The sequence below is a fragment of the Pueribacillus sp. YX66 genome (assembly GCF_041725775.1).
Taxonomy (GTDB): domain Bacteria; phylum Bacillota; class Bacilli; order Bacillales; family UBA6769; genus Pueribacillus.
Map to the genome: position 1 here is coordinate 1 of NZ_JBEUEL010000040.1, position 24,281 is coordinate 24,281.

Consider the following 24,281-nt stretch of genomic DNA (forward strand, 5'->3'; position numbering starts at 1 on the left):
AGAAGATAAAAACGAAACAGACAAATCTCGTCAAATTAGGTGTAGACAGAGAAAAAGCGTGGGAATGAACAAATAGCTGCAAGGCTTACTGGCGAATTGCTAACAGTCCTATCCTGCACAGAGCTCTTGATAACAAATACTGGCGAGGACTAGGTCTGAAAAGTCTTTTGAACAGATATCAAACAATGCGTTGGACTTAATGAAACCGCCGTATACGAGAACCGTACGTACGGTGGTGTGAGAGGGGAAGGTTAATCACCTTCCTCTACTCGATTCACTCGATTTATGATTCTAATATGTCATGGTCAACGTATCGCTCACCGTTCATTTCGCTAATCACATTTATGGCTACTTTTGCACCATCACCGGCTGTAATGATAGCATGTACACTTACACCTGCACATGTCCCAGCCGCCCATACGCCTTCCATGCTCGTTCTTCCATCTGCATCAACGTCAACCACTTTTTTAATTCGCGGTTCAATTCCATCTTTTGTTTTAATCCCGATATCTTCAGCAAAGCTAACGGATGCTCCTGTCGTTAAAATGACGTATTTTGCTTCGTAGTTTCCACCATCTGTCGTTACAGTAAACGTATCACCGTTTTGTTTTAAGTTTTGGGCGGTTTCTTTCACGAGTATTGCGCCAAAATTTTCAGCTTGCTTGAGACCTGTGTCAACCATTGTAGGACCATCAATTTCTTCGATACCATAGTAATTTTTCATTAATGCTCTTCTAGTCATTCCTTTGTCGTTGTCAATCAGTAACGTTTTCTTCCCCGCTTTGGCAGTGTAAAGTGCTGCGGATGCACCAGCCGGACCGCCACCGATAATCGCAATGTCAAACATATGATGAACTCCTTTCTTTTCTGTCTACATTCTACATTCGCTATGATTAAAAAAGTTCCTTGTCTTATTATAATTTTGGTTAAGTAAAATAAGCAATGATTTGCTTTTGAACGCAAATGTTTAAATCGTTCTTGTTGACAATGTGTATGCTTATGGAAAGCAGACAGAAGGAAAAGTTACAGAATATGCAAGCAATGACATTTCTCTTTTGGAAATATGTCTGCTTTTATCAAAGTAAAAAGTTAAAATATTAGGAATAATTTTGAATCCGGTAACATTTTGCTTAAAAAATCGTGTATATAAAACTGTTTTCAGTAAGGAAAATAAGGTTAATTTTACATATCGTATGTATTCACTTATAACTACATACCTTTAAAGATGGAAGGATGGGTCATTGCACATGAAGTTTTAATCCTATATTTGAAACAGTTTCATAAAAAGAAGTTAGAACATATGGGATACGTGTTTTCAAAAAGAAATACACGCATCTCCAAATCTTTATATTTGAAGTGACCAACCACAAGATAAAAGAGGATGCGTGTACGTGAATTTTATTAACATGGATTGGCTAGGATTTGAAGAAGTTATCGTTAAAAAATCAAAAAACGTAGAGGGAATGATTCACTTCCATGTTGAATATGAGCGGAAATCTCTCTGTGGACAAATGTGTTAATAATAGCATTTAGGTTATTGAGAACTTCAACGTTTTTACCTGGTCTAAGCCTCGACCGGTTGTTGACTAATTTTAGATGTGCTGGAATAAGATTGCTCGTTTACTATATAAATAGGTAGTCAAGCAATAAATTCCTTCGAGCAATTCTCTTTATCCCTCTCTAAAAGAGATTTTCCATTTGATGCAATGTTGTATTTTATAACCTTCAAGTTTGTTGTGCTTGCTTTAAAACGATTCGTGAAGGAATGAAAAAGGCTTAAATTGTTTGATTTGCTTTTTTTATTAGAGGTGCTATAATACCCACTAGGGTATATTTTTTACACAATATAATACCTATATGGGTATATTGTAAGAAAGGAGGGACTGATATGAAGAACATTACCGTTTACACGACGACAACGTGTCCATTTTGTGTCATGGTTAAAAATTTTTTATCCGAACAAAATATTCCGTTTACAGAGATTAACGTTGAACAAAATCCTGAGTACATGAAGAAGGTTGTCGAAGCAACGGGTCAATTTGGCGTACCTCAGACAGAAATTAACGGAAAGTGGATCGTTGGTTTTGATCCGAATGGTATTATGCAAGCTTTACAAAATTAAGTGAAAAGGGGAATAAAAAAATGGCAGTAAGAAGTTTTACAGCAAAAGAAATGACGAGAAAAGTCTTGAATAAAGAAAAGTCGTTCATACTCGACGTTCGTAATAAAGATGATTTCGAAGATTGGAAAATTGAAGGAGAAAACTTTGAATATATAAATGAACCTTATTTTAATCTAATTGATGGCATTGAACCAATTGCGGATCAACTGCCTAATGATAAAGAAATTTTTGTTGTTTGTGCGAAAGAAGGTTCATCAAAAATGGTCGCTGACATGCTTGATGAAGCCGGATATGAAGCGTCATATCTTGAAGGTGGAATGAAATCTTGGAGTGAACATCTCGAAAAAGTGAAAGTGCATGAAGATGATAAGATTTCTGTTTATCAATTTATTCGTGTCGGAAAAGGGTGCTTATCTTACATGGTTGTTTCAGAAGATGAGGCGTTGCTCGTTGATCCGGCGCGGTTCGTTGAGGAATATGAACGTGAAGCAAAAGCAGTTGGTGCAAAAATTACACATATTGTCGATTCACATCTGCATGCTGACCATATTTCAGGTGGAAAAGAATTAGCGGAAAGAACAGGGGCAAACTATTATTTGATGAAAAGTGAAGGGGCCACGTATGATCATTTACCGCTTGAAGAGCATGAGAAAATTGAATTTAAAGATATTTCAGTTGAAGTATTAGCGGTAAAAACGCCAGGTCACACACCAGGAAGCGTCTCTTTCTTCGTCAATCAACAGCTTCTTTTCTCAGGCGATACGATTTTCGTTAGTGGCTTAGGGCGTCCTGACTTAGGCAATAAAGTGAGAGAATGGGCGAATGATTTATATGAAACCGTCTATTCAAAAGTATCCGAAATTGCGGATGATGTGATTGTACTTCCATCACATTACGGTGATCTTGATGAAGAAATTAACGAGGACGGCTACATTGGAGATACACTTGGAAATATTCGCGAGCGCAACGAAACAATGTTTAATACGACAAGAGAAGATTTTTTAACCCAAGTTGAAAAATCAGCAAGCTCAGTAAAACCGCCTAACTTTGAAGAAATCATTGCGATTAATCGCGGATATCAAACAGCGACTGTAGAACATATGCAGGAGCTTGAAATTGGACCAAACCGTTGTGCGGTGCATCATACAGACTAGTTTGGGTAACCTAATGGAAAAAGGAGATGACGGTTTGTTTCATTATACAGTAGAGACGACAAAATCGATTGCTGATGCGATTTCTTCACTTGAAGAACATTTAAAAGAAGAGAAGTTTGGTGTTCTTTGGCAGTTTAACATAAAAGAAAAGTTGCAAGAAAAAGGAGTAAATTTCGACCAATCGTACTTCGTTCTTGAAGTGTGTAACCCTCATGAAGCGAAACGAGTATTGTTAGAAAATGCACTTGTCGGCTATTTTTTGCCGTGTAAAATTGTTGTTTATGAAGCGGAAGACAAAACGAAAATAGGCCTACCGAAACCGTCGTCACTTATCGGTATGGTCAATGATACGAAGCTTGAAGAAATTGCTAGGGATATCGAAAACCGCTTAATTGCAGTGCTTGATAAAAGTAAATAGTCGAATAGTAGGCTGTCATAAAAAGTGGCAGCCTTTTTTGAGTAAAAAGAGGAGGGAACCATCCCTCGCTCATTTATCCTCTTCAGCCCATGTTTCCGCCCATTTTTCTATTTCAGTTATAACTGGTTTTAAAGCTAGCCCTTTTTCAGTTAATGAATATTCGATACGGACTGGAGTTTCCGGAAAAACTTCTCGATTCACAATTCCTTCACGTTCTAAATCTTTAAGTCTTTGAGAAAGCAATCTACCGCTAATTGAAATTCCAGATTCAATTGTGCAAAAGCGTTGGGGACCTTCTTGTAGAAGTTGGTGAATAATGAGACCATTCCAACGTTTACTCAGTATTTCCATTGCTTTCTCAAATTTTGGACATAAACAAGAGTGGCTCATTGTAATCACCCCATTCAGTTTTATTATAGCATAATTAGTTATTTACTTGACAATATAAATTTATTATTATATAGTTACTTACGAAAAGTAAGTTAATAATTTTTAATTTATGGAGGAGATTTACGAATGGCAAAAGTAAAATGGAATGTTGACACAGCACATAGCAGCATTGATTTTTCAATTAGACATATGATGATTTCAAAAGTGAAAGGGACGTTTCACGAGTTTGATGCAACGGTTGAAGCTGATCCGAACGACTTAACAACTGCGAATATTCAAGTGAGCATCGATCTTGCAAGCATTGATACTCGTAATGAAGATCGTGACAATCACTTAAAATCAGCGGACTTTTTTGAAATTGAAAAATATCCAAAGATGACGTTTCAATCGACAAACATTGTAAAAAAAAGTGAAGACGAATATGATTTTACTGGCGATTTAACACTTCACGGCGTGACGAAATCGGTTACTTTATCTGCTAAATTTGAAGGAGTTGTAAAAGACCCTTGGGGAAATGAAGTTGCTGGTTTGAGTGCGAAAGGTAAAATTAAGCGTAGTGACTTTGGGTTAACTTGGAATAATACGCTAGAAACTGGCGGTATTCTTATCGGTGATGATGTCAACATTGCGATTGAAATTGAAGCTCATAAAGAAGCATAATTGCAAAAACCGTTCACGTTTTGAAGTGAACGGTTTTTGCATGAGTTCGGTCCAAGTAAATAGACATGTATTAATACTCGGTAATTTCGAATGTTTCTTTCACATGTACAGAGTTTTCAATTGTCCGGATCATTCCACAGTTTTTGCGTGCAACAGCAAGTGCTTTTTCCACTTTTTCTTTTGGCAGGTCGTTGCTTTTAAGGACGAAATGAAGATGAATGGACGCTATTCGATTTGCATTCGCTTGATCTCGTTCAATGTGTACAGAAATATTCATGTCATGAATGTCTAAACGCATTTTAGCTAAAATGTTTTTAAATAGGTTCGTGCTACAACCGACAACAGATGCAATCATAAGCTGGTATGGTCGAAAACCGTTCGTTTCATTAGAAGAAATTGGCAGTTCACCATATTCCGTCTGTAAAAGACATGTATCATCATGGATGATAAATTTCATTTTGTTTTCCCCCGTACTGTTATGTTCTAAGTGAGGCTTCAATACCGCTCGTAAACGATGGACGAGTAATTCTCGCTAGCTATGATAAATTTAAAATATTGACAGACTACTACGTACGCCTAAACGTGAGAGAAGAGTCTCATGTCCCAACCTTGTGGGCCAACTCTCGTTTTTCCACGTTTCAAGCACCCGTAAATCACTTACGTTCAAACGGTTGGTAAAAACCTGATAAGTCTCGCTATTGATTAGCTAAGGCTAATGAAAGTCTCGCTTCAAAGTAAGTGACCTTTTTGAACGAGGTTTGCTTGAATGATGTAACGATCTGGTGCATCTCCGATGTATGTAAACGGGTAGCACGTTGAAAGTGTCAATGTCGGTTCATCTTTTTTGACGATGACTGAGCGATCTTCCGCATCCGTAATCCACGTTTTATGAATTTCATATTCATAATCTATTCCTTGGTAAACAACGTAAAACCGATCTCCATTTTCTAGTTCTCCTAATGGGCGAAATACGGAATCACGATGCCCAGACAATACGGTATGGCCTTCTCCGTCTGGTGTGTCGGTTAAATCACTGACGTACATTCCAACTCCTTTTGCGAGTGTTTCCTCATCCGTTCCCCAATACACTTTATATGATTTGTTTAGTTTTGGAATAATGAGGTTAGCGATATTTTCCCCCGCCTCGAAATGAGAAGGATCACCTGAAACGGTTCCTGTCCGATCGACTTCACCATTAAAGTCGGTTACAGATTGCATCGTTTGCCACTGTTCATATCCATATCGGACTGATATAACAATGCCAATTAGAAGCAATATAAATCCTATCTTTCTCATATACTTTCACCTCTTTATTAAAACCCTGTGAAACCACCGAATAAATCAATTAATATCGTCGTAATTTTTGTCATTTGTCCTGTGTAGAGCAATATCCCTGAAAGCACCATGATGGCACCGCCAGCTTTCATCAGTTTCGTAGAATATTTTATAATCCATTTTGTGCGCCCGATGAAAAAAGCCATAATAAAAAAGGGTATCGCAAATCCGAGAGTGTAAGCAGTAATATAAAGTATTCCTTGCGATGGATTCGCGGCTGAGAGCACTAATACAGAAGCTAAAATCGGTCCAACACATGGTGTCCACCCAGCGGCAAATCCGATTCCGACGAGCGTAGAGCTTAAATAACCCGTTCCTTTTCGTTGGACAGATAATTTCTTTTCACGCATCATCCATTTAGGGTTGATAATTCCCATGACGAATAACCCTAACACGATGACTAAAATACCGCCAAGCATACTAATTAATTTTTGGTTTCCAACGAAAAATTGCCCGATCCACGAAGCGGATAAGCCGAGTGCGAAAAAAATAATCGAAAAACCAATGATGAAAAATAATGTGTGAACCATCGTTAGTTTTCTCATTTTTCCTGTCTGTTCTCCTTGTAGTTGTTTCACAGATACACCGGTGATATAGGAGATGTAAGACGGATATAATGGTAGACAACAAGGAGAGACGAATGACAGTACTCCTGCACCGAACGCTAGCCAAATCGTTAGTTGTTCCATTGTTCACCTCATCCATTTGTAATTTCATTCATTATCGATTCAATTTGTTCAGTTGTCATCGGTCCCATTACTTTGTGGGTAATGACATTGTCTGCATCTACAAAGTATGTCGTCGGAATGACCATCACTTGGTAGTCCATCGTGACGTCCCCGGTTTTGTCTAATAAAACAGGAAATGTAAACCCATTTTCGTCGATATATTCGTTCATCTTTTCGAGATTATCATTGAACGTTAAGTCAACCATGAAAAAGTTAACTTTATCTCCATAAATTTCATACGCCTTTTGTAAATCTGGCATCTCTTTTTTACAAGGTGGACACCATGAAGCCCAGAAGTTGATCAGTGTTGGCTTCCCGTCGTTGTTATACAGTCGGAGTGTGTCGCCAGTTCGTGTTTCTAATTCGAAATCAATCGCAGTGGCACCTTCTTCTATTGGTTCACTCTTTGTTTTGGAGACAGGCTCATCTGCGACAGACTGGTCGATTTGCGCTGGATTCTCTGGAGGTGGCGACGCTTCTTTTTTTTCTTTGTCAGTATTCAGAAAGAAAGCGATAACAACGAGTAGTAAAACCACAGCTCCTATCAAAATATTTCGTTTCATTCTGATTTATTCACCTCATTTTCGATTTTGTCGTTAAGACAAAGTATGGGCATTGTTTGTTAAGATTTAGTAAAGTTATGCAAAAAAGTGAAAAGGGTTCAAATCTTTAACGTTTCTTTACAATTTCGGGTTATGCTGGATGGAGGAGGGTGGTTCCGTGGGTGATGCGTGGTTTATTGGTCCTTTTTTAATCCAAGAAAAGTGGGCTTTGTATGTCATTTCATTCGTGATTAGTTATTTTGTGCTACGAATCGTTTTGAAGAAAAAAACAATTGATTCTCTTATAATGGATACGCTTTGGAATGGTTTTTTTACCTTTATAATCACTTGGAAATTCAGTTATGCGTTGTTTCATCCGATAAGTGTCATTCAAAACCCGATTTCACTGTTATACTTTACGGGTGGAGATCGAGGCATGATTTTAGGAGTCATCTCCGTACTTCTCTACTTTTTGTGGAAGAGTAAGCGAAGCTCTTTTTCTTTTCATCAATATATGGAATTGGGGATTCTTGCTGTATTAACGGCGATAGGGAGCTACCGGGTATTCGTTTGGCTCTTTTATCTAACTGAACATTTTATTTTATTATTTGATGCGTTATTGCCGTTCGCCATCGTTTTATATTTAATCAAAAGCGAGAAATGGCTCGCGAGTGTATTATGGTTTTCGCTTGGGGAATTGTTGTTTTCTTATTTTAAACATGAAAGCCCAGTAATTCTCGGATTTTCGTGGAAACAGTTGTTTTATTTTGCTGTAATCGTTATATGCTTGATATTTGTAATGCGAACAAAGATGAAGCTATCGATTATCCTAAAAAAATGGGTACCGATTTTACTTTTTGTAGGGCTTATCTCATGGAGTGTATATGATAACGTCACGTTAAACGATCGTAAAGAGTCGGCGCCAGAAGAACAGCGTGAAGGGAAGATAGGGATTAAACAAGGGGAGCTAGCCCCAGATTTTACGTTACATACGTTACAAGGTGAGTCGGTGACGTTATCCGATTTTTGCGGAAAACATGTGATTTTAAACTTTTGGGCGACGTGGTGTCCACCGTGTCGCGCTGAAATGCCCGATATGCAAGCGTATTATGATGGACACCGTGAAAATGATAATTTCGTCATTCTTGCTGTGAATTTAACTGCTACAGAAAGTAACCGTGGTAATATTCAACCATTTATTGATGAGCTTGGACTAACATTTCCAATTTTACTCGATGAAGACAGTGAAGTGGCTAATACGTATGAAGTCGTAGGGTATCCGACGAGCTACTTTATCGACGATCGGGGAATGATTCAATATAAAGTTGTCGGACCGATGAATCGGGATTTTATGCGAAAGCAAGTAAGACAAATGAATGAATAAATATAATGTAGGTGACGCGATGAATACAAAGGGGAAAACGATTTTAATTGTTGAAGACGAACAGCCAATTTTAGATTTAATGAAGCATTATTTGAAAAATGCAGGCTATGAAGTGTGGGGTGTGACGGACGGAGAAGAGGCTCGTCGTATATTTGAAGAACGAGATCCGTGTTTTATAATACTCGATCTTATGTTACCAGGAGAGAGTGGTGAATCAATCTGCCGCTGGATTCGTGTTGAACAGAAAAGTGATGTTCCCCTTATTATGGTTACGGCAAAAGTGAGTGAACGTGATCGCATTCATGGTCTATCAATCGGCGCCGATGATTACATGACGAAACCGTTCAGTCCGAAAGAATTAGTCGCTCGTGTTGAGACGGTGCTCCGTCGCACGGAAAATCGTTGCAGCAAACTTAGTTTCCATGACATTACGCTAAAACCTGTTAAACGCGAAGCGAAAGTGAATGGCACATTGATTGAACTCACAAATCATGAATTTGAATTACTTTATTTATTAATGAGGCACCCGAATCAAATTTTATCGCGCGAACAAATTTTAGACACGTTATACCCTAATCAAGAAAAGGTCGTGATTGAACGGACAGTTGACGTACACATTGGTAAGCTGCGTGAAAAACTAGGACGAGACAAGGAACATGTCATCGAGACGGTTAGAGGGGTGGGATATAAATTTGTGGCTTATTAACGCGATTAAAGGAAAAATGATTCGTAAATGGATCGTGTTAAACGTTTTTATTTCATTCATTGTCATCATAATCGTCGGGGTATCGATTAAAGAGTATGCTTGCTACCAGTTTAACTTATATTCTCCTTCGTCTGGACAATCAGAGCAATTTCGGAATACGATTGAAATGTATTTGTTATACGCTAGTATCGTTGCATTTGTCGCTGCAGTTTTAATTCATTTATTCTTTGCACGGAAAATTTTGCGACCGTTGCGAAACCTCACTCGTAACGATAGCACGCTGTCTGGGCTTCACACTGTAACTTCAAAAGATGAAGTTGGGAAAATTGCGAAAGATATTTTGCATATATCAAATCAAATGAATGAATTGCAAAAACAAAATGAGCAAATGCTAACAGATATTGCACATGAATTACGGACGCCTTTGACAACGTTAAATGGTTATTTGGAAGGTCTTAAAGACGGCGTCTTTTCTTTTGATGAATCAACGACAATGATATTAAAAAAAGAGTGCGAGCGATTAATTACATTGATTGAAAGAATCAATGAATTACGTGATTGGGAACAAGCAGATGTCTTCAAAACGGACGTTAGTATGAAAGAAATGCTTGAATGTGTTATTGAAGAGTATAGCAGTCGTTTTCAAAAAGCAGGAATTCAGCTGTACGTTCACATTGAGCATGAACAGTTACGTTCGAATGAGAAAGCAATCCGTGTTGTTTTGCGCGAACTATTTAACAATGTTTTGCAATATCACAACGGGAAGAAAGTGTTATTACGTAGCCACGTGGAAGGGGCGTACTACATCATTTCCATTTCGAATAAAAGTAAACCGATTCTCGATGAAGATGACAACGATCTGTTTGAGCGATTTTATCGTGTTGAACCTTCTCGTAATCGGGACACAGGCGGAGCAGGACTCGGTCTAGCAATTGCAAAGGAAATTGTGACACGATTAAAAGGAGAAATTGAATATGTTGCTAAAGGTGACATGATTACTTTTCGATTTTCCATTCCAATCGATTAAACGTTTGATTAGGCTATTTATGTCAATCAAACGTTTGTTTAATTTGTTGAAACTGTAATATAAATAGGATGAGGCGGAAAAATAAAAAATAGAAAAGATAAATAAGGGGGCTTGTCACGTGAAACGAATAACAGTGTTTTGCGGTTCGCGAATCGGTGTATCTGAAAAGTATAAAGAAGGTGCAGTAGCATTAGGTAAGGAGCTCGTAAAACGAGACATTACCCTCGTGTACGGAGGCGGTAGCGTTGGTTTAATGGGTGTGATTGCAACGACCGTTTTAAAAGAAGGCGGAGAAGCGATCGGCATTATTCCAAAATTTCTTGAAGAACGTGAGATTTCTCACATCAATTTGACAGAGCTCCATATCGTTGATTCAATGCATGAGCGTAAAGCGATGATGGCTGACCTTGCAGATGGATTTATTGCAATGCCTGGAGGCCCTGGAACGCTAGAAGAGCTCGTTGAAGTTTTTACGTGGGCACAGCTTGGTTTACATAAAAAGCCGATCGGTTTATTAAATGTGAATAACTATTATGATCCGCTAATAAAATTTTTAGATCATATGACGAATGAACAATTTTTAAAAGAAAAACATCGCAGCATGGCACTCGTTGAGTCGAATCCGACCCGTCTTATTGATGCATTTCTTGCGTATGAGCCACCAGAAGTAAAAACATACTTGGAGGAAGATCAGATTTAAGTTTATTGCAGTCGTTATGATAAAATGTAACGAGAAAGGGGATAGTGTGTGTGAAGCGGATTTTAGTCGTTGAAGATGAACCTTCGATCGTTACATTAATCAAATTTAATCTCGAACAAGCAGGCTTTTTCGTTTTGACAGCGGAAGACGGCAATACAGGGTTGCAACTTGCTGTAGATGAGAAGCCAGACTTGATCGTTCTCGATATAATGCTGCCTGGCATGGACGGTATTGAAATTTGTAAAGCATTGCGGCAGGAAAAAAACATGACGCCAATTGTGATGTTAACGGCGCGTGATGATGAATTGGATAAAGTGCTTGGTTTAGAACTTGGCGCCGATGATTATTTAACAAAACCGTTTAGCCCGCGAGAGCTTATTGCGAGAATTAAAGCGGTTCTTCGTCGAACAAAGCAAGACGATAAACCTGAAATAGAAAATAGGATGACTATAGGTGAGCTTACGATCGATACAGAAAAATATGAAGTTGCCCTAAGGGGAAAACCATTAGAATTAACTCCGAAAGAGTTTGAGTTACTAATTTTTTTAGCGAATCATCAAGGGAAAGTGTTAAGTCGAGATCAACTATTAAATGGCGTTTGGGACTTCGAATATGACGGTGATACACGAATTGTTGACGTTCATGTAAGCCATTTGCGTGAAAAAATTGAAGACGATACAAAACAACCAAAATATATTAAAACTATTCGTGGATTTGGTTACAAAATGGAAGGACCATAATGATGCGGAAGTTGTGGGTACGCATTTCCTTAACCTTTTTCCTATTATTGCTCGGTGTGTTAATTGCAGTAGGCTTTTTTCTTGTCAGCTTAATGAAAAATACGTATGAAGATATGACAAGAAACCAGCTTCTTGAAAATGCCCAACTTATGATGAAAGCGATTGACATTACTGATCTGTCTGATGATTCGGCGGCTTTACAAGAAAAGATTAGTCACTTCGCCCATCCCATTCAACCTCGATTTACAATTATTGACGAAAGCGGTAAGGTACTCGCTGATTCAGAAGATGATCCTCTGAAAATGGACAACCATCTTGATCGTCCTGAAGTGAAAGCGATTTTTGAGGAAGGCAAGGAACGTGGCGAATCGATTCGCTATAGTGAAACACTCGGTTTCAATATGATGTATATTACGGTTCCATTATATAAAGATGACGAACGAATTGGAATTGTCCGGACTGCGATTGCGTTAAATATGATAGATCATGCTATGAAACAACTTTGGGTTAGTTTATTCATGATTATCGGAGTGACGCTTGTCCTTTCTTGGCTAGTGAGCATGTGGTTAGCCAAAGGGATTACTCGACCGATTGAGAAAATCGTTGACGTTGCACGGCGCTTAACGAATAAAGATTATGAGAGTCGTGTAACAGTGGATGTATCAGGAGAAATTGGACAGCTTTCAAGTGCGATTAACGTTCTCGCTTCTAGCTTACAAAAGCAAATGAAAGAAATTCAGGAAAACGAGCAGCAGCTTACGAGCATTTTGGCGAATATGGTGAGTGGTGTTATGCTTGTTAACAAATCGGGTACGATTCAGTTAATGAATGCCGCGATGGAGGAACTTCTCGGTCAATCAAAGAAAGAGATAATCGGAAAATCGTACACACAACTGCTTGAACGTTTTAAGTTAAGTGAGAGAATCCACCGTTGCATTGAAACGAAGCAAGTGATTCATGAAGAAATGATTGTCGTTGGACTAAATGAGAATGTGCGCATTTTTGATGCTCATTTTGCTCCCTTTTTTAGAGAAACGGAACGCCTTAAAGGTGTCATCATTGTTTTGCATGAAATTACTGAGATTCGGCGTTTAGAAAAGATGCGCAGTGAGTTCGTTGCAAATGTGTCCCATGAATTAAAAACACCGATTACGTCGGTTAAGGGGTTCGCAGAAACGCTGCTAGACGGAGCTGCTGACGATCCAGTGCTTCGTGAATCTTTTCTTAACATTATCTACGAAGAGAGTAACCGCTTGCACCGATTAATTAACGATATTCTCCGTCTTTCACAAATTGAACAGCATCTCATCGATTTGGAAATTGAAAATATCGATGTGGCAAGTTTAATTTATGATACAGTTGAAACGTTGCAAGAAGAAATAACGAAAAAAGCTATTTCGATTTCGTTGCCAGGACAAAAAAGAGTTGTTATTGAAGGGGAGAAAGACCGGATTCGGCAAATTATTTTGAACCTTGTTTCAAATGGGATTACGTATACACCAAATAAGGGTAAAATTTCGATAAAAATCATTGAACATGAACATCATATCGACCTGATTGTTAGTGACACAGGTATCGGAATTCCGAAAAAAGATCTGCCTCGAGTGTTCGAACGATTTTACCGCGTTGATAAAGCAAGAACTCGAAACTCTGGTGGAACGGGATTAGGACTTGCGATCGTGAAGCATTTAGTTGAGTCCCATCATGGGCATATAAAAGTGGACAGTATTGAAGGGGTCGGAACGACTTTTATCGTAACTTTACCTAAAAAACAACCAAAGTAAATCAATGAAAATGAAGCCCCCGGTGCTCACTAAAGAGATACGAGGGCTTATTTCTATATAAAAAGGGGGTTCGTAAAATTACTGGTTTAAGTCAACATGCTTACCTTTAACCGTAAATAAAGTGTGTTCTGAAATATTTGTGATATGATCAGCAACTCGTTCAAGGTAGCGACAGACAAACGCAAGTTGTGTAATTTGTTCTGTTAATTCGGGGGATTTTGCAATTGTTGTTAATAGCTCTTGAACGAGTGCTTCATACAGCTCATCAATTTCATTGTCATCGTCTGCAACTTTTTTTGCGAGAATTGTATTATCTGTTTTATACGCTTCCAAGCTCCCTGTAAGCATTTTGAGAACTTTTTCACTCATAAGTGGAATGTCTTCTAACGGTTTGTATAATGGGCGACTTCCAATTTGCATCGTTGCCACTGCAATGTTGACAGCTTGATCACCAATTCGCTCTAGATCATTCGCAATCCGAATTGTCGAAATAATTTTTCGTAAATCAGTAGCGACAGGCTGTTGTTTCGCAATTAACCAAATCGCTGCTTCACTAATTTCTTCATCAAGATCGTTAATCGCTCGGTCGCTATCAATGACATGAGTGGCTAAGTCTATATTTTGTTCTGTAAGAGCTTGGATCGCTAATAAAAGTGATTTTTCCGCTTTCGTTGCCATTGTAATAATACGTTTTTTTAATTGGTCAAGCTCGCCTTCGAATTCTTGTCTTACTCCCATCTTTCCTTTCCCTCCTCCTAGCCAAAACGGCCTGTAATATAATCTTCCGTCCGTTTATCATTTGGGTTTGAAAACACTTTGCTTGTGTCGTTCATTTCAACAAGTTCTCCACTTAAAAAGAAAGCGGTTTGATCGGAAATACGGGCCGCTTGTTGCATATTGTGTGTCACAATTACGATGCTGTACGTTTCCTTCAATTCTTTGACGAGCTCTTCTACTTTCAATGTTGAGATCGGGTCTAATGCAGAAGTCGGCTCATCCATTAAAATGACATCTGGTTCAATCGCAAGGCAGCGAGCGATACAAATTCGTTGTTGTTGACCCCCGGACAAACCGTATGCATTTTCGTGCAGTCGATCTTTCACTTCATCCCAAATCGCGGCGTCGCGTAAACTTTTTTCAACAATGTCATCGAGAATTTTCTTTTGTTTAATTCCGTGAATTTTAGGTCCATACGCAACGTTTTCATAGATTGATTTTGGAAATGGATTCGGTTTTTGAAAAACCATTCCGACTCTAGCTCTTAACTCTTCAACTTGATATTTCGGATTAAGAATATTTTTTTCTCTGTACAAAATATTACCTGTCATTTTTACGCTTGGGATAAGTTCAACCATACGATTTAACGTTTTAATAAATGTTGATTTTCCACATCCAGATGGTCCGATAATGGCAGTTATATTGTTTTCAAAGATGTTCATATTAATATTCTTTAATGCTTGATTTTCTCCGTACCATAGGTTTAAGTGATTCACTTCAATGACAGCTTTTTCATCCATATCTTTAGATTGGACTTTAAGATTAAGTGGCTTTGATTTTAATAACGTACTCATGTAAACCCTCCGTTTTTAGTGGCGTTTTGAAAGTTTGTTACGAATGAAAACAGCGACAGAATTCATTAGAATGAGCATGACAAGCAAGACGATAATACCGGCAGCAGCAATATCATGGAATGCTTCTTGTGGACGACCGGTCCAGTTGTAAATTTGGATTGGCATGACGGTGAAGCCAGACCATATACTTTCAGGTACAAATGCGACGTAGCTTAAAGCTCCGATGACAATCAATGGTGCGGTTTCTCCAACGGCTCTCGATAACGCTAAAATACTTCCTGTCATTATGCCGGGAAGAGCGGTTGGTAAAATGACTCTTTGAATCGTTTGCCACTTTGATGCTCCCATACCGTAAGATGCTTCTTGTAACTCTTTTGGCACAGAACGCAGCGCTTCTTGAGTGGCCACAACGATGATTGGTAAGATAAGAAGTGACATCGTTAATCCACCAGCGAGAATACTTCTTCCCATTTCAAACATGCGAACGAAGACCGTTAATCCTAAAAGACCGAATACGATCGATGGAACACCAGCTAAATTTGAGATGTTTGTTTGGATAAATCGTGTAAAGCGACTTTTTTTCGCATACATTTCTAAATAAATAGCACAGCCGACTCCTAAAATAATCGAAACCGGTCCGGTAATGGCCATGAGCCATATCGTTCCATAAAGGGCAGCTTTAATTCCGGCTTCTTCAGGTTTGCGCGATGCAAAATTTGTAAAAAAGTCTAAAGACAAATGTTCGAAGCCTTGTGTAAATATTCGATAAAAAAGAATCGCTAAGACGAGTAGGGAAAACAAAGTGGCTGCCATGAAAAGACCTTTTAAAATAGAATTAATCACTATTCTTTTATTCGTTTGTTTTTGAACGATTTCTTCTTTAATGAAGTTCATATTAATACGCCTCTCTGAACTTTTTAGAAATAAATTGTGCAAGAAGATTCATGATTAACGTGAATATAAATAGTGTCATCCCAACCGCATAAATGCTGTAGTAAACCGTTGAACCGTACGTTGCATCTCCTAAGCTAACTTGAACGATATAGGCGGTCATCGTTTGGATGGAGTTTGTAACATCAAATGCTAGTGTAGGTGTCGCACCACCTGCAATGGTTACGATCATCGTTTCACCGATCGCTCGAGAAATTGCAAGTACGAACGAAGCGATAATGCCTGATAATGCAGCAGGTAAAACAACTTTTATCGCTACTTCAAATCTCGTAGCCCCAAGTCCTAATGCGCCTTCACGAATTGAATTAGGGACAGCATTCATCGCGTCTTCGGAAAGCGAAGCGACCATTGGGATAATCATAATGCCGACGACAATTCCAGGGCTTAGCGCATTAAAAAACGAGAGGTTTGGAATGAATTTTTGAAGGAATGGTGTGACGAATGTTAAGGCGAAAAATCCGTAAACGATTGTTGGGATCCCTGCCAAAACTTCTAACATTGGTTTTAATATTCGTCTCGTGCGTTCACTCGCGTATTCACTTAAATAGATTGCTGTTGTTAAGCCTAAAGGAATCGCGACAACCATCGCAATGACAGCAACGACGAGTGTTCCAGAAATAAGTGGAAGAATCCCGTAGGATGGATCTGATTTAAAAAATGGCAACCACTCTTTGCTTGAAATAAACTCAATGAACTCAACACGATTAAAAAAAGTAATCGTTTCAAAAAGAAGTGTAAAAATGATTCCTAGTGTTGTAAAAATGGAAACAACTGCACATATGAACAAGAGAAAAGGGATTGTTTTTTCTCGGATGGAAGCGAATGTACGGTGTTTTTGTTTATTTTTTTTTATGAGTTCAGCTATTGAAAGATTATTTTTCATCGAAAAAACTCCTTAAGCAAGACAAGTTGATGACAAATGGTGAGGGGGGTCCCCCTCACCTTTGTTTTATGAGCTTCTAATCTCTTCCAATGTTTTAAGAGCTTCAGCGTATTTCTCTGACGGAAGACCGACAAAGCCAACTTCTTCAGATAAATCGCCTACTGATTCAAGTGTAAACTTTACATATTCGTAAACGTAATCTTTTTCTTTGATAGACTCGTTGTTAACGTAGATGAATAATGGTCGCGATAGCGGGTTATAATCACCGTTTTGGATTGTATCAAGATCCGGTGTAATTGCTTTTCCATCTTCATTTACAATCGGAACAACTTTCAATTTGTCAGCGTTCTCTGCATAGTACGAATAGCCAAAATATCCAATTGCATATTGAGAACCTGCGACACCTTGAACGAGAACGTTGTCGTCTTCAGATAATGTCGCTTCTTTGCGCATTTGTTCATCATCAAGAATGACTTCGTTAAAATAGTCATATGTTCCGGAATCCGTACCAGGGCTGTAAAATTCCATCGGTTCATCTGGCCAGCCGTCACGAACGTCAGCCCATGTTTTGACGTCTTCATCTTCAATCCAAATCGCTTTTAATTCGTCGACAGTCAGTTGGTCAATAAAATCATTATCTTTATGAACAACGACGGAAAGACCATCATAAGCGAGTTCAAATTCAGTAAATTCGATTCCATTTTCTTCAGCTTTTTCGATTTCTTCGTCTTTAATTGGACGAGAAGCGTTACTAATGTCGGTTTCCCCTAGAGTAAACTTTTCAAACCCACCACCGCTACCGGAAACACCGATTGGGGCTTTTACATCAGGTTCGATAGCTGCAAATTCTTCAGAGATAGCTTCCATAATTGGGAATACGGTTGATGAGCCGTCAATTTGAATTGTTCCGCTGTTTTGTTCAAGAGTATCGTTATTCTTCGTATTTTCTGCTGTACTTTCACTGCCGTCTCCATTCCCACAAGCAGTAAGTAGCGCTGTAGATAACAATAAAGATGAGAACATTGCTTTTACTTTCATTTGGTTTCCCCCTAAAAAGTTTTTTCGTCTATCTAAGTTTTATAGTAAACGGTGAAAATTAAGGGAGCATTGAGGAATTGTAAAGATCGTGTAAATTTGTTGCTGAAAATAAAAAAGCACGAGATGAGTGATGAAACTCACCTGTGCTTGTGGAAAGATTTTATTCGTTTATGGTAGAAGGATTGCTTTCTTTATCTTTTTCAAATAAGACGAGTAAACCTGGTAGTAATACGCCTCGAATAATGAATGTATCTAGCAAAATACCAATTGCAACGATAAATCCGAAGACGAACAGGACTTGGATCGGTTGTGTCATTAAGACAGCGAATGTCGCAGCAAGTATGATTCCTGCAGATGAAATGACACCGCCTGTCGTCGAAACGGAACGTTCAATTGCTTGCTTCAAAGGGTGTTTCGTCCGCTCCTCCATAAATCGCGATACGAGCATAATGTTGTAATCAATGCCGAGTGCAACTAAAAAGACGAACGAATAGACAGGGACACGGTTGCTTATCGTGTCAATGTCAAAGAATAAGTTTGTTAAAAATAGCCCTAAGCCTAACGCTGCAAGAAATGAAACTAAAATTGTCCCCATCATATAAATTGGCATTTTAAACGAACGCGTTAAAAAGATTAACATCGTAAAAATTAATATTGTTTCTAAGATGACGATGACAATGAGATCGCGGTTGTTAATTGAGCGGTCATCGACGGATTCAGCCGTTTCTCCAGCAAAATAGAGAGTTCCGTCTAAATTTAACTCTTTCGTCATCTGTTCCGCATCACCTTGGATTGATTCTAACGCATCCATTGACTTCTGCGCATAAGGGCTTTCTTCAAATGTCATTGAGTACGTAACCGCTTTTTGATCTTCCGTCACACCGCTAATCCGAACGTTGCTAACAAGTGATTGTTCAGCCAGCTTTTCAGACAATGCATTTCGATCTTCGTCTGACAATGTGTCTTTTGACTCGAATAATACGGTTGTTGGTGCTAAGTCTCCTTTTTCAAACTTCTCTTCGAGAATTTCATAGCCAACGCGTGAAGGCATATCTTCTGGGAATGATTTAATTAAATCAAATTCATACTCGATGTTTGTCATATTACTTGCAGAGATAAGCAGAAATACTCCAACTACCACGACAGAACCGATTGGTTTTCTCGTAACAAAACGACCGACTTTACTCCATAATGAGTTTGCTTTAACATGTTCATCGCCAACACGGGGAATTTTCGGCCAAAACGCTCTCCGTCCAAATGCAGTAAATAAGGCAGGAATAAGCGTAATAGCAGAGAGCATAACGATAACAACAGCAATTGCAAACGTTGGAGCAAAGTTGCGATAGTCGCCAAACTGTGCAAAAAATAAAATGAGCATAGCTGCTAAAATTGTTGCACCTGAATAAAAGATTGGAATGCCGACGCCGCGCATTGCCAACTTCATTGCTTCATGCTTATCATCATTACGCTTTAGTTCTTCTCGGAATCGCGAGAAAATAAAGAGAGAGTAGTCGATGACAGTGGCGAAAAGCAAAATCGTCATAATCGAAATCGTTTGGTTGTTTAAAAGCACGCCTGCTTTACCCATTAAGCCTAACGACTGGTTTACGACTTCATAGACGAATGCAGCGGCCAATAACGGAATAAGCGCTAAAAACGGTGATCGATAAATGATGATGAGTAAAATTAAAATGATGCCAACCGTTGATAATAGTAGCACGATGTCTGCTCTCGTAAATAAATCAAGTGTATCTTTAGCAATGCCAGCAGGTCCTGTGATGTTTAGCGTGTATTCTGCATCTTCATTCATTAGATCATAAATATTTTCCAACGATTCTTTAATTTCGCGGTTTTCTAAGGATGGTTCAAAAGACACCGGAAATAAAGCTGTCGTACGATCGTCCGAAAAGAAACTGTCAATGGCTGGCTGAGGTAAGGAAGCGAGAGGGAGAACCTCCTCTAATCCATGAATATTCGCTTTTTCAACTTTTCCAACAAATGTTGTTATCTCTTCAAGTTGAAGTTCATCATTTGATTGAAAAACTAAGATTGCGGGAATGCCGTCATTTCCTTCAAAATACTCATCAACTTTATTTTGTGCAATGATAGATTGTGCATCGCCAGGCAATGAGTCAATACTTGATACTTCGTATTCTTTTGCACTCGGTGCAAGTGCTCCTAATAGACCTGTTACAACTAACCAAATAACGAGTGTAACCCACTTGCCTTTTTTTGTCGTGACTCGGTCAGTTATAGATTGTAATCGTGCTTTCATGTATCCACCACTTCCTTAGGGTTAAAAGTTGCATTCGTGTCACTTTAATGAAAAACAAAGTGACACGAATGTCACTTAATTATACTATAATTCGCAGTTAACGTGTTAAGTATCCGTAATTCTATTACAGATAGCGACACTTAAAAAGTCTCGCTTTTTCACTTTTCAATGTGTCAAGTTATTTCACTGTCAATTGCTACTCGTGAAGATTCCGTGACTAATCATTTTTTTAATTTGAGTGACCCAATCGGAATGGGGAATGCCAAAATGATTTGGTATTGCAATCGTTTGAAAAATAAATCCTAAAATTATTTGACTGTTTAAGTCTTCTTTTAGTCGATTTTCTTCCCTTCCTAATTGTATAAACCCTTCTAGCATTATATGCATGTCTAAATGAAGGTTTTTTAACTTCTGTATATTCACTTTTACTTTGTTATTGTTACGTACTGGGATATAGTAAGCCATCCCTAAAATTTCATGAATGTTTTTATGTTGGAATATCGTTGTTATTAAATAGTTAAATTGTTCTTCAAAATGTGCATACGAATCAATTGCTTTTAGTTTCTCATGAAGTAGGTTCATTTCAAAAATCATGTAATCTGTGATAAGTTCCTCTTTATTCGAAAAATATTTATAAAGCGCGGCCCTTGAGACATCTAATTGTTCAGCTAAAAGGGTGAAGCTAAAGCCTTCATATCCGTGTTTCAGCAAAAGCTCTTTCGTCGTTTTATATAGTTCTTCTTGATTAAATTTCCGTTCGCGTGCCATTTGTTCACCTCATTACGCCAATAGTAGCATGAATAATGAGATAAACAAAAGAGGCTTGTGGAATGTCCGGCTCATCTCATTGGTGTGACTTTTGGGGGCAGAGGCCAAAACATGATTCTTTGTCTATTGCAGCATAACGTTTACTTTAACATATCATCTGAAAACATTTCAGGTATCGTTACAAACATATAACCTTTCTTTTTTAAAAGCGGAATGACTTCATCTAACGCTTCTGCAGTTCCTGAAAGGTTTTGTGTCCAATGTCCGGCACTATGCATGAGTACAATCGCTCCAGGATGTAGTCCATTTATAATGCTCTGTTTAATTTCTTTAGCAGATAAGTTTCGCCAGTCTTCGGTGTCGATCGACCAACCGATCCCTCGGTATCCCATTTCGCCTAATTTTTTAACGTGATCTTCATTTAACGCCCCATACGGAGCACGGAACAATTTTGTTTTGATTTGCAGTACGTTCTGAATTTCTTTTTCATTTTTTTCGATTTCCCACACCATATTATTAACTCCGGTTTTCGTGAGTTCGGGGTGCCAGTACGTATGATTCCCGATGACATGGCCGTCCTCATGAACTTTTTTTGCTATGTCCGGATATTTATGGATACGTGTGCCGAGAAAAAAGAATGTTGCTTTCACATTATGTTTTTTTAATACATTTAAAATTTGTGGCGTAAATCGGTCGTCGGGTCCGTCATCAAACGTTAGTGCGATAATCTTCTTGTTTGTATCGGCTTTGTACAACATAATATTCGGATATTTCATTTGCAACGGATAATGAGTTGCTGCTTCTGAACTTGTTGGTATGAAAGCATTCAAAGCAATAATAATAAATAAAACTTGAATCAATTGAATGAACTTCATGTGCTATCCCTTCTTTATTATTTACACTTAGGTTCTCGCTTTCTTCGTCTGCCTATTCATTACGTTTACCAATGATCCCGCAAAATATAAGTTTTGTAAATTCCTCTGTTATCGGGAGTGCTTTATCAAAAACGTCTGTACGTTTCAAATATTCTTTCAGTGCATGAATGTAATTGTTCGAATTCAATCTATCCTTCTGCTTAAACAATTGAGATTATAAACTTTCTCGATATCATTGCCTTCTTCCGGATATTCCTTCATAACGTAAATATAAAAATTGTCGTTAATTAATTTCGTTTGCGATTGTTTTTTTTATTAAAAATGATTGGTTGGATTTTATCTGGAAAAGGGGTTATTCTCTAATCATTGTTCATATTCTTCGGGGTTCCGAGTACCCATATGACGACAAACTTCCGGGGTTATTCTCTGATCATTGTTCATATTCTTCCCATTTTTTATCGCCGTAAAAAATCCATACTCGTGAATTGATCGGTGTTTTTTTAATAGTAATTGTAAATCGTCACTAGTGAGACGCTTGTTTTATTTGCGATGTCCACAATCAAATAAACTCTCACTTCTCTTCATAAAAAGAAGGGGTTATAACATATGTACTTTTACTTTCATATATCAAGTTTCAAGAAAAAATTATCTTTGGATTTCTAGGAATTCTGTTATTCAAATCTTAGTTGGGTAACAACTTGTCACAACTTTTAGGGATGATGGGTGTTAAGTACTTTAGATTTGAGAGGATGGCAAGTTTTTTGTGTTTAACTGCGTAAAATCAATAGAAAAACAAGTTATTACTAAGTAACTTTTGACAATACGTTCTAGGCGCAGCAGGGGAAGTTGTGATGGAAGAAGGAATGGCATTTGCTTCCGTTTATCGTTCAGCACTCGTTTATTTATCAGCATTGTTAGTGATGATTGGGCTCTCATTACTTTTCACAGGTTGGCTTAAGAAAATGATGAGCATCGTTTGGGCATATTTACTATATTCTTTTACTCGTCTATCTTGGCGGACTCCTTCAATTTCCAGAAGGGATGGAAAAGGGTTCACCTTTCGGTTATATACTCCGTCTTCCTATCGATGATTTGAAGCAGTAAATGTAACGATAATAACTATACTAGCAAGTACTTTTATGATTACCGGATTTATCGGTTAGCGAAGACGCAATATATTAGGCTAAACAGTTTGAGCGACATTGGGTTGTTTTTTATATAAAGGTCTTGACTCTCACGTAACGTCATGCTTTAACGTCTGAAATGAAAGGAGGTTCGATCGGTGGTGATGCGGATAAAAGAGGTTGCTGATCTAGTCGGAATTAGTGTACGTACGCTTCATTATTACGATAAAATCGGGTTGTTGAAGCCTGATGAAATAGCAGAGACTGGGTACCGATTATATTCGGATGATAATCTTTCAATGCTTCAGCAAATTTTATTTTTCAAAGAGCTAGGTTTACCGTTAAAGAAAATTAAAGAAATTGTTCATAATCCGTCTTTTGATCGACTAGAAGCATTAACTTTGCACCGTGATATGTTGCTTGAGAAGCGGCGTCGCATCGATAAGATGGTTCAAACGATCGATAAAACAATCAAACATCTTGAAGGAGAAATTGAAATGTCCAATGAGGAAAAATTTACAGGATTTGATTTCAGTGAAAACCGATATGAAGAAGAAGCGAGAAAACGTTGGGGAGATGATACCGTAGATCTTGCAAGTGAAAAGATTAATCGTCTATCAACTGAAGAGAAAAACAAGGTGGAAGCGGCAATGAATGATATTTTTCAAAAATTAGCGAACCTCAGGAAATTACCTTCTGAATCGGAGGAAGTCCAAAAAGTGATCGGTGAATGGTTTTCGTTTCTAAATAAGCTAGGAAACTACTCATTAGAAGCACTCAAAGAGCTAGGAGAAATGTACGTTGCAGATGAACGATTCACAAAGAACATCGATCAATTTGGAGAGGGCTTAGCAAGTTTTATGCGCGATGCGATAATCATCTATGTAAATATGCATAAAGCATAATGTGATGAACGTCTCTGGGTATAGATTGTGCTTGATATCTTATGATTAGGAAACGGAAGGCACTTTCTATCGCAAAAAACTGGTTTGGTTTCAAAGACTGTCGCATAGAAAATAACCTACTTACTTCAGGTCTGAGGAGTAAAAATTCTTCGAGATAATCTTCCCTCAACATGTGATAAATATGGGATAATTTAACTGTAT

The 24,281-nt window shown here is 38.2% G+C and carries 28 protein-coding genes; 13 read left to right on the forward strand and 15 right to left on the reverse strand.

Features of this window, described 5'->3' with window-relative positions; all coding sequences use genetic code 11:
• Positions 1 to 283 precede the first annotated feature (283 nt).
• A complete protein-coding gene (locus ABU914_RS13640) occupies positions 284 to 847 on the reverse strand; it encodes an FAD-dependent oxidoreductase (protein WP_379670264.1) in 564 nt (187 codons plus the stop codon).
• A gap of 544 nt (positions 848 to 1,391) precedes the next feature.
• Here ABU914_RS13640 and ABU914_RS13645 point away from each other — a divergent pair.
• The 4 genes from ABU914_RS13645 (at position 1,392) to ABU914_RS13660 (ending at position 3,694) form a co-directional block, all read left to right on the forward strand.
• Positions 1,392 to 1,520: a hypothetical protein gene (locus ABU914_RS13645; protein WP_379670265.1), complete on the forward strand. Its 129-nt coding sequence runs from the start codon at positions 1,392 to 1,394 to the stop codon at positions 1,518 to 1,520.
• Positions 1,521 to 1,888: 368 nt separating this feature from the next.
• Positions 1,889 to 2,122 (forward strand): glutaredoxin family protein, encoded by a 234-nt coding sequence (locus tag ABU914_RS13650; RefSeq protein WP_379670266.1) that lies wholly within the window; start codon positions 1,889 to 1,891, stop codon positions 2,120 to 2,122.
• A 20-nt stretch (positions 2,123 to 2,142) separates the two neighbouring features.
• Positions 2,143 to 3,276 carry an MBL fold metallo-hydrolase gene (locus ABU914_RS13655; RefSeq protein ID WP_379670267.1) on the forward strand — a complete coding sequence of 378 codons (1,134 nt, stop codon included), beginning with the start codon at positions 2,143 to 2,145 and terminating at the stop codon, positions 3,274 to 3,276.
• 34 nt (positions 3,277 to 3,310) lie between these two features.
• Positions 3,311 to 3,694 (forward strand): DUF302 domain-containing protein, encoded by a 384-nt coding sequence (locus ABU914_RS13660; RefSeq protein ID WP_379670290.1) that lies wholly within the window; start codon positions 3,311 to 3,313, stop codon positions 3,692 to 3,694.
• A gap of 69 nt (positions 3,695 to 3,763) precedes the next feature.
• Here the strand turns inward: ABU914_RS13660 and ABU914_RS13665 are convergent, their stop codons facing one another.
• Positions 3,764 to 4,084, reverse strand: coding sequence for a winged helix-turn-helix transcriptional regulator (locus ABU914_RS13665; RefSeq protein WP_379670268.1), 321 nt, complete (start codon positions 4,082 to 4,084; stop codon positions 3,764 to 3,766).
• A 126-nt stretch (positions 4,085 to 4,210) separates the two neighbouring features.
• On the opposite strand from ABU914_RS13665, the gene ABU914_RS13670 reads away from it, so the two are divergent.
• Positions 4,211 to 4,744 (forward strand): YceI family protein, encoded by a 534-nt coding sequence (locus ABU914_RS13670; protein WP_379670269.1) that lies wholly within the window; start codon positions 4,211 to 4,213, stop codon positions 4,742 to 4,744.
• 70 nt (positions 4,745 to 4,814) lie between these two features.
• Here the strand turns inward: ABU914_RS13670 and ABU914_RS13675 are convergent, their stop codons facing one another.
• From ABU914_RS13675 to ABU914_RS13690, 4 genes are all read right to left on the reverse strand, one after another.
• Complete coding sequence (locus ABU914_RS13675) at positions 4,815 to 5,201, reverse strand: OsmC family protein (RefSeq protein ID WP_379670270.1); 387 nt, start codon at positions 5,199 to 5,201, stop codon at positions 4,815 to 4,817.
• A 272-nt stretch (positions 5,202 to 5,473) separates the two neighbouring features.
• On the reverse strand, positions 5,474 to 6,040 hold the full coding sequence (locus tag ABU914_RS13680; RefSeq protein ID WP_379670271.1) for a class D sortase: 567 nt from the start codon (positions 6,038 to 6,040) through the stop codon (positions 5,474 to 5,476).
• Positions 6,041 to 6,057: 17 nt separating this feature from the next.
• The gene (locus ABU914_RS13685; protein ID WP_379670272.1) at positions 6,058 to 6,768 is read right to left on the reverse strand and encodes a cytochrome c biogenesis CcdA family protein; all 711 of its coding nucleotides are present in this window, start codon (positions 6,766 to 6,768) and stop codon (positions 6,058 to 6,060) included.
• An 8-nt stretch (positions 6,769 to 6,776) separates the two neighbouring features.
• Complete coding sequence (locus tag ABU914_RS13690; protein WP_379670273.1) at positions 6,777 to 7,370, reverse strand: TlpA family protein disulfide reductase; 594 nt, start codon at positions 7,368 to 7,370, stop codon at positions 6,777 to 6,779.
• A gap of 157 nt (positions 7,371 to 7,527) precedes the next feature.
• Between ABU914_RS13690 and ABU914_RS13695 the strand changes: the two genes are divergently transcribed.
• The 6 genes from ABU914_RS13695 (at position 7,528) to pnpS (ending at position 13,690) form a co-directional block, all read left to right on the forward strand.
• Complete coding sequence (locus tag ABU914_RS13695; RefSeq protein ID WP_379670274.1) at positions 7,528 to 8,733, forward strand: TlpA family protein disulfide reductase; 1,206 nt, start codon at positions 7,528 to 7,530, stop codon at positions 8,731 to 8,733.
• A gap of 19 nt (positions 8,734 to 8,752) precedes the next feature.
• Positions 8,753 to 9,439 carry a response regulator transcription factor gene (locus ABU914_RS13700; RefSeq protein WP_379670275.1) on the forward strand — a complete coding sequence of 229 codons (687 nt, stop codon included), beginning with the start codon at positions 8,753 to 8,755 and terminating at the stop codon, positions 9,437 to 9,439.
• Positions 9,426 to 10,466 carry a sensor histidine kinase gene (locus ABU914_RS13705; RefSeq protein ID WP_379670276.1) on the forward strand — a complete coding sequence of 347 codons (1,041 nt, stop codon included), beginning with the start codon at positions 9,426 to 9,428 and terminating at the stop codon, positions 10,464 to 10,466. The genes ABU914_RS13700 and ABU914_RS13705 overlap by 14 nt, the downstream gene beginning before the upstream one ends.
• Positions 10,467 to 10,584: 118 nt before the next feature.
• Positions 10,585 to 11,166, forward strand: coding sequence for an LOG family protein (locus tag ABU914_RS13710; RefSeq protein ID WP_379670277.1), 582 nt, complete (start codon positions 10,585 to 10,587; stop codon positions 11,164 to 11,166).
• 50 nt (positions 11,167 to 11,216) lie between these two features.
• A complete protein-coding gene (locus ABU914_RS13715) occupies positions 11,217 to 11,906 on the forward strand; it encodes a response regulator (protein ID WP_379670278.1) in 690 nt (229 codons plus the stop codon).
• A gap of 2 nt (positions 11,907 to 11,908) precedes the next feature.
• Positions 11,909 to 13,690 carry a two-component system histidine kinase PnpS gene (pnpS, locus tag ABU914_RS13720; RefSeq protein ID WP_483880157.1) on the forward strand — a complete coding sequence of 594 codons (1,782 nt, stop codon included), beginning with the start codon at positions 11,909 to 11,911 and terminating at the stop codon, positions 13,688 to 13,690.
• Positions 13,691 to 13,768: 78 nt separating this feature from the next.
• On the opposite strand, the gene phoU is transcribed toward pnpS, so the two are convergent.
• The 9 genes from phoU to ABU914_RS13765 all read right to left on the reverse strand — a co-directional run bounded on the left by phoU (position 13,769) and on the right by ABU914_RS13765 (position 22,238).
• A complete protein-coding gene (gene phoU / locus ABU914_RS13725; RefSeq protein WP_379670280.1) occupies positions 13,769 to 14,428 on the reverse strand; it encodes a phosphate signaling complex protein PhoU in 660 nt (219 codons plus the stop codon).
• A 17-nt stretch (positions 14,429 to 14,445) separates the two neighbouring features.
• Positions 14,446 to 15,207, reverse strand: coding sequence for a phosphate ABC transporter ATP-binding protein PstB (pstB, locus tag ABU914_RS13730; protein WP_379670291.1), 762 nt, complete (start codon positions 15,205 to 15,207; stop codon positions 14,446 to 14,448).
• Between the two features lie 69 nt (positions 15,208 to 15,276).
• A complete protein-coding gene (pstA, locus tag ABU914_RS13735) occupies positions 15,277 to 16,155 on the reverse strand; it encodes a phosphate ABC transporter permease PstA (protein WP_379670281.1) in 879 nt (292 codons plus the stop codon).
• Position 16,156: 1 nt separating this feature from the next.
• The gene (pstC, locus tag ABU914_RS13740) at positions 16,157 to 17,095 is read right to left on the reverse strand and encodes a phosphate ABC transporter permease subunit PstC (protein WP_379670282.1); all 939 of its coding nucleotides are present in this window, start codon (positions 17,093 to 17,095) and stop codon (positions 16,157 to 16,159) included.
• A gap of 66 nt (positions 17,096 to 17,161) precedes the next feature.
• Positions 17,162 to 18,133 carry a PstS family phosphate ABC transporter substrate-binding protein gene (locus tag ABU914_RS13745; RefSeq protein WP_379670283.1) on the reverse strand — a complete coding sequence of 324 codons (972 nt, stop codon included), beginning with the start codon at positions 18,131 to 18,133 and terminating at the stop codon, positions 17,162 to 17,164.
• Between the two features lie 160 nt (positions 18,134 to 18,293).
• Positions 18,294 to 20,408 carry an MMPL family transporter gene (locus ABU914_RS13750; protein ID WP_379670284.1) on the reverse strand — a complete coding sequence of 705 codons (2,115 nt, stop codon included), beginning with the start codon at positions 20,406 to 20,408 and terminating at the stop codon, positions 18,294 to 18,296.
• A 189-nt stretch (positions 20,409 to 20,597) separates the two neighbouring features.
• A complete protein-coding gene (locus tag ABU914_RS13755) occupies positions 20,598 to 21,176 on the reverse strand; it encodes a TetR/AcrR family transcriptional regulator (protein WP_379670285.1) in 579 nt (192 codons plus the stop codon).
• Positions 21,177 to 21,316: 140 nt separating this feature from the next.
• Entirely contained in the window at positions 21,317 to 22,051 is a 735-nt protein-coding gene (locus ABU914_RS13760; protein WP_379670286.1) for a polysaccharide deacetylase family protein, read from the reverse strand.
• 52 nt (positions 22,052 to 22,103) lie between these two features.
• The gene (locus ABU914_RS13765) at positions 22,104 to 22,238 is read right to left on the reverse strand and encodes a hypothetical protein (RefSeq protein WP_379670287.1); all 135 of its coding nucleotides are present in this window, start codon (positions 22,236 to 22,238) and stop codon (positions 22,104 to 22,106) included.
• Positions 22,239 to 22,902: 664 nt separating this feature from the next.
• Between ABU914_RS13765 and ABU914_RS13770 the strand changes: the two genes are divergently transcribed.
• Positions 22,903 to 23,142 (forward strand): hypothetical protein, encoded by a 240-nt coding sequence (locus ABU914_RS13770; protein WP_379670288.1) that lies wholly within the window; start codon positions 22,903 to 22,905, stop codon positions 23,140 to 23,142.
• 191 nt (positions 23,143 to 23,333) lie between these two features.
• Positions 23,334 to 24,080, forward strand: a complete 747-nt coding sequence (locus tag ABU914_RS13775) for a MerR family transcriptional regulator (RefSeq protein ID WP_379670289.1) — start codon at positions 23,334 to 23,336, stop codon at positions 24,078 to 24,080.
• Positions 24,081 to 24,281: the final 201 nt, after the last annotated feature.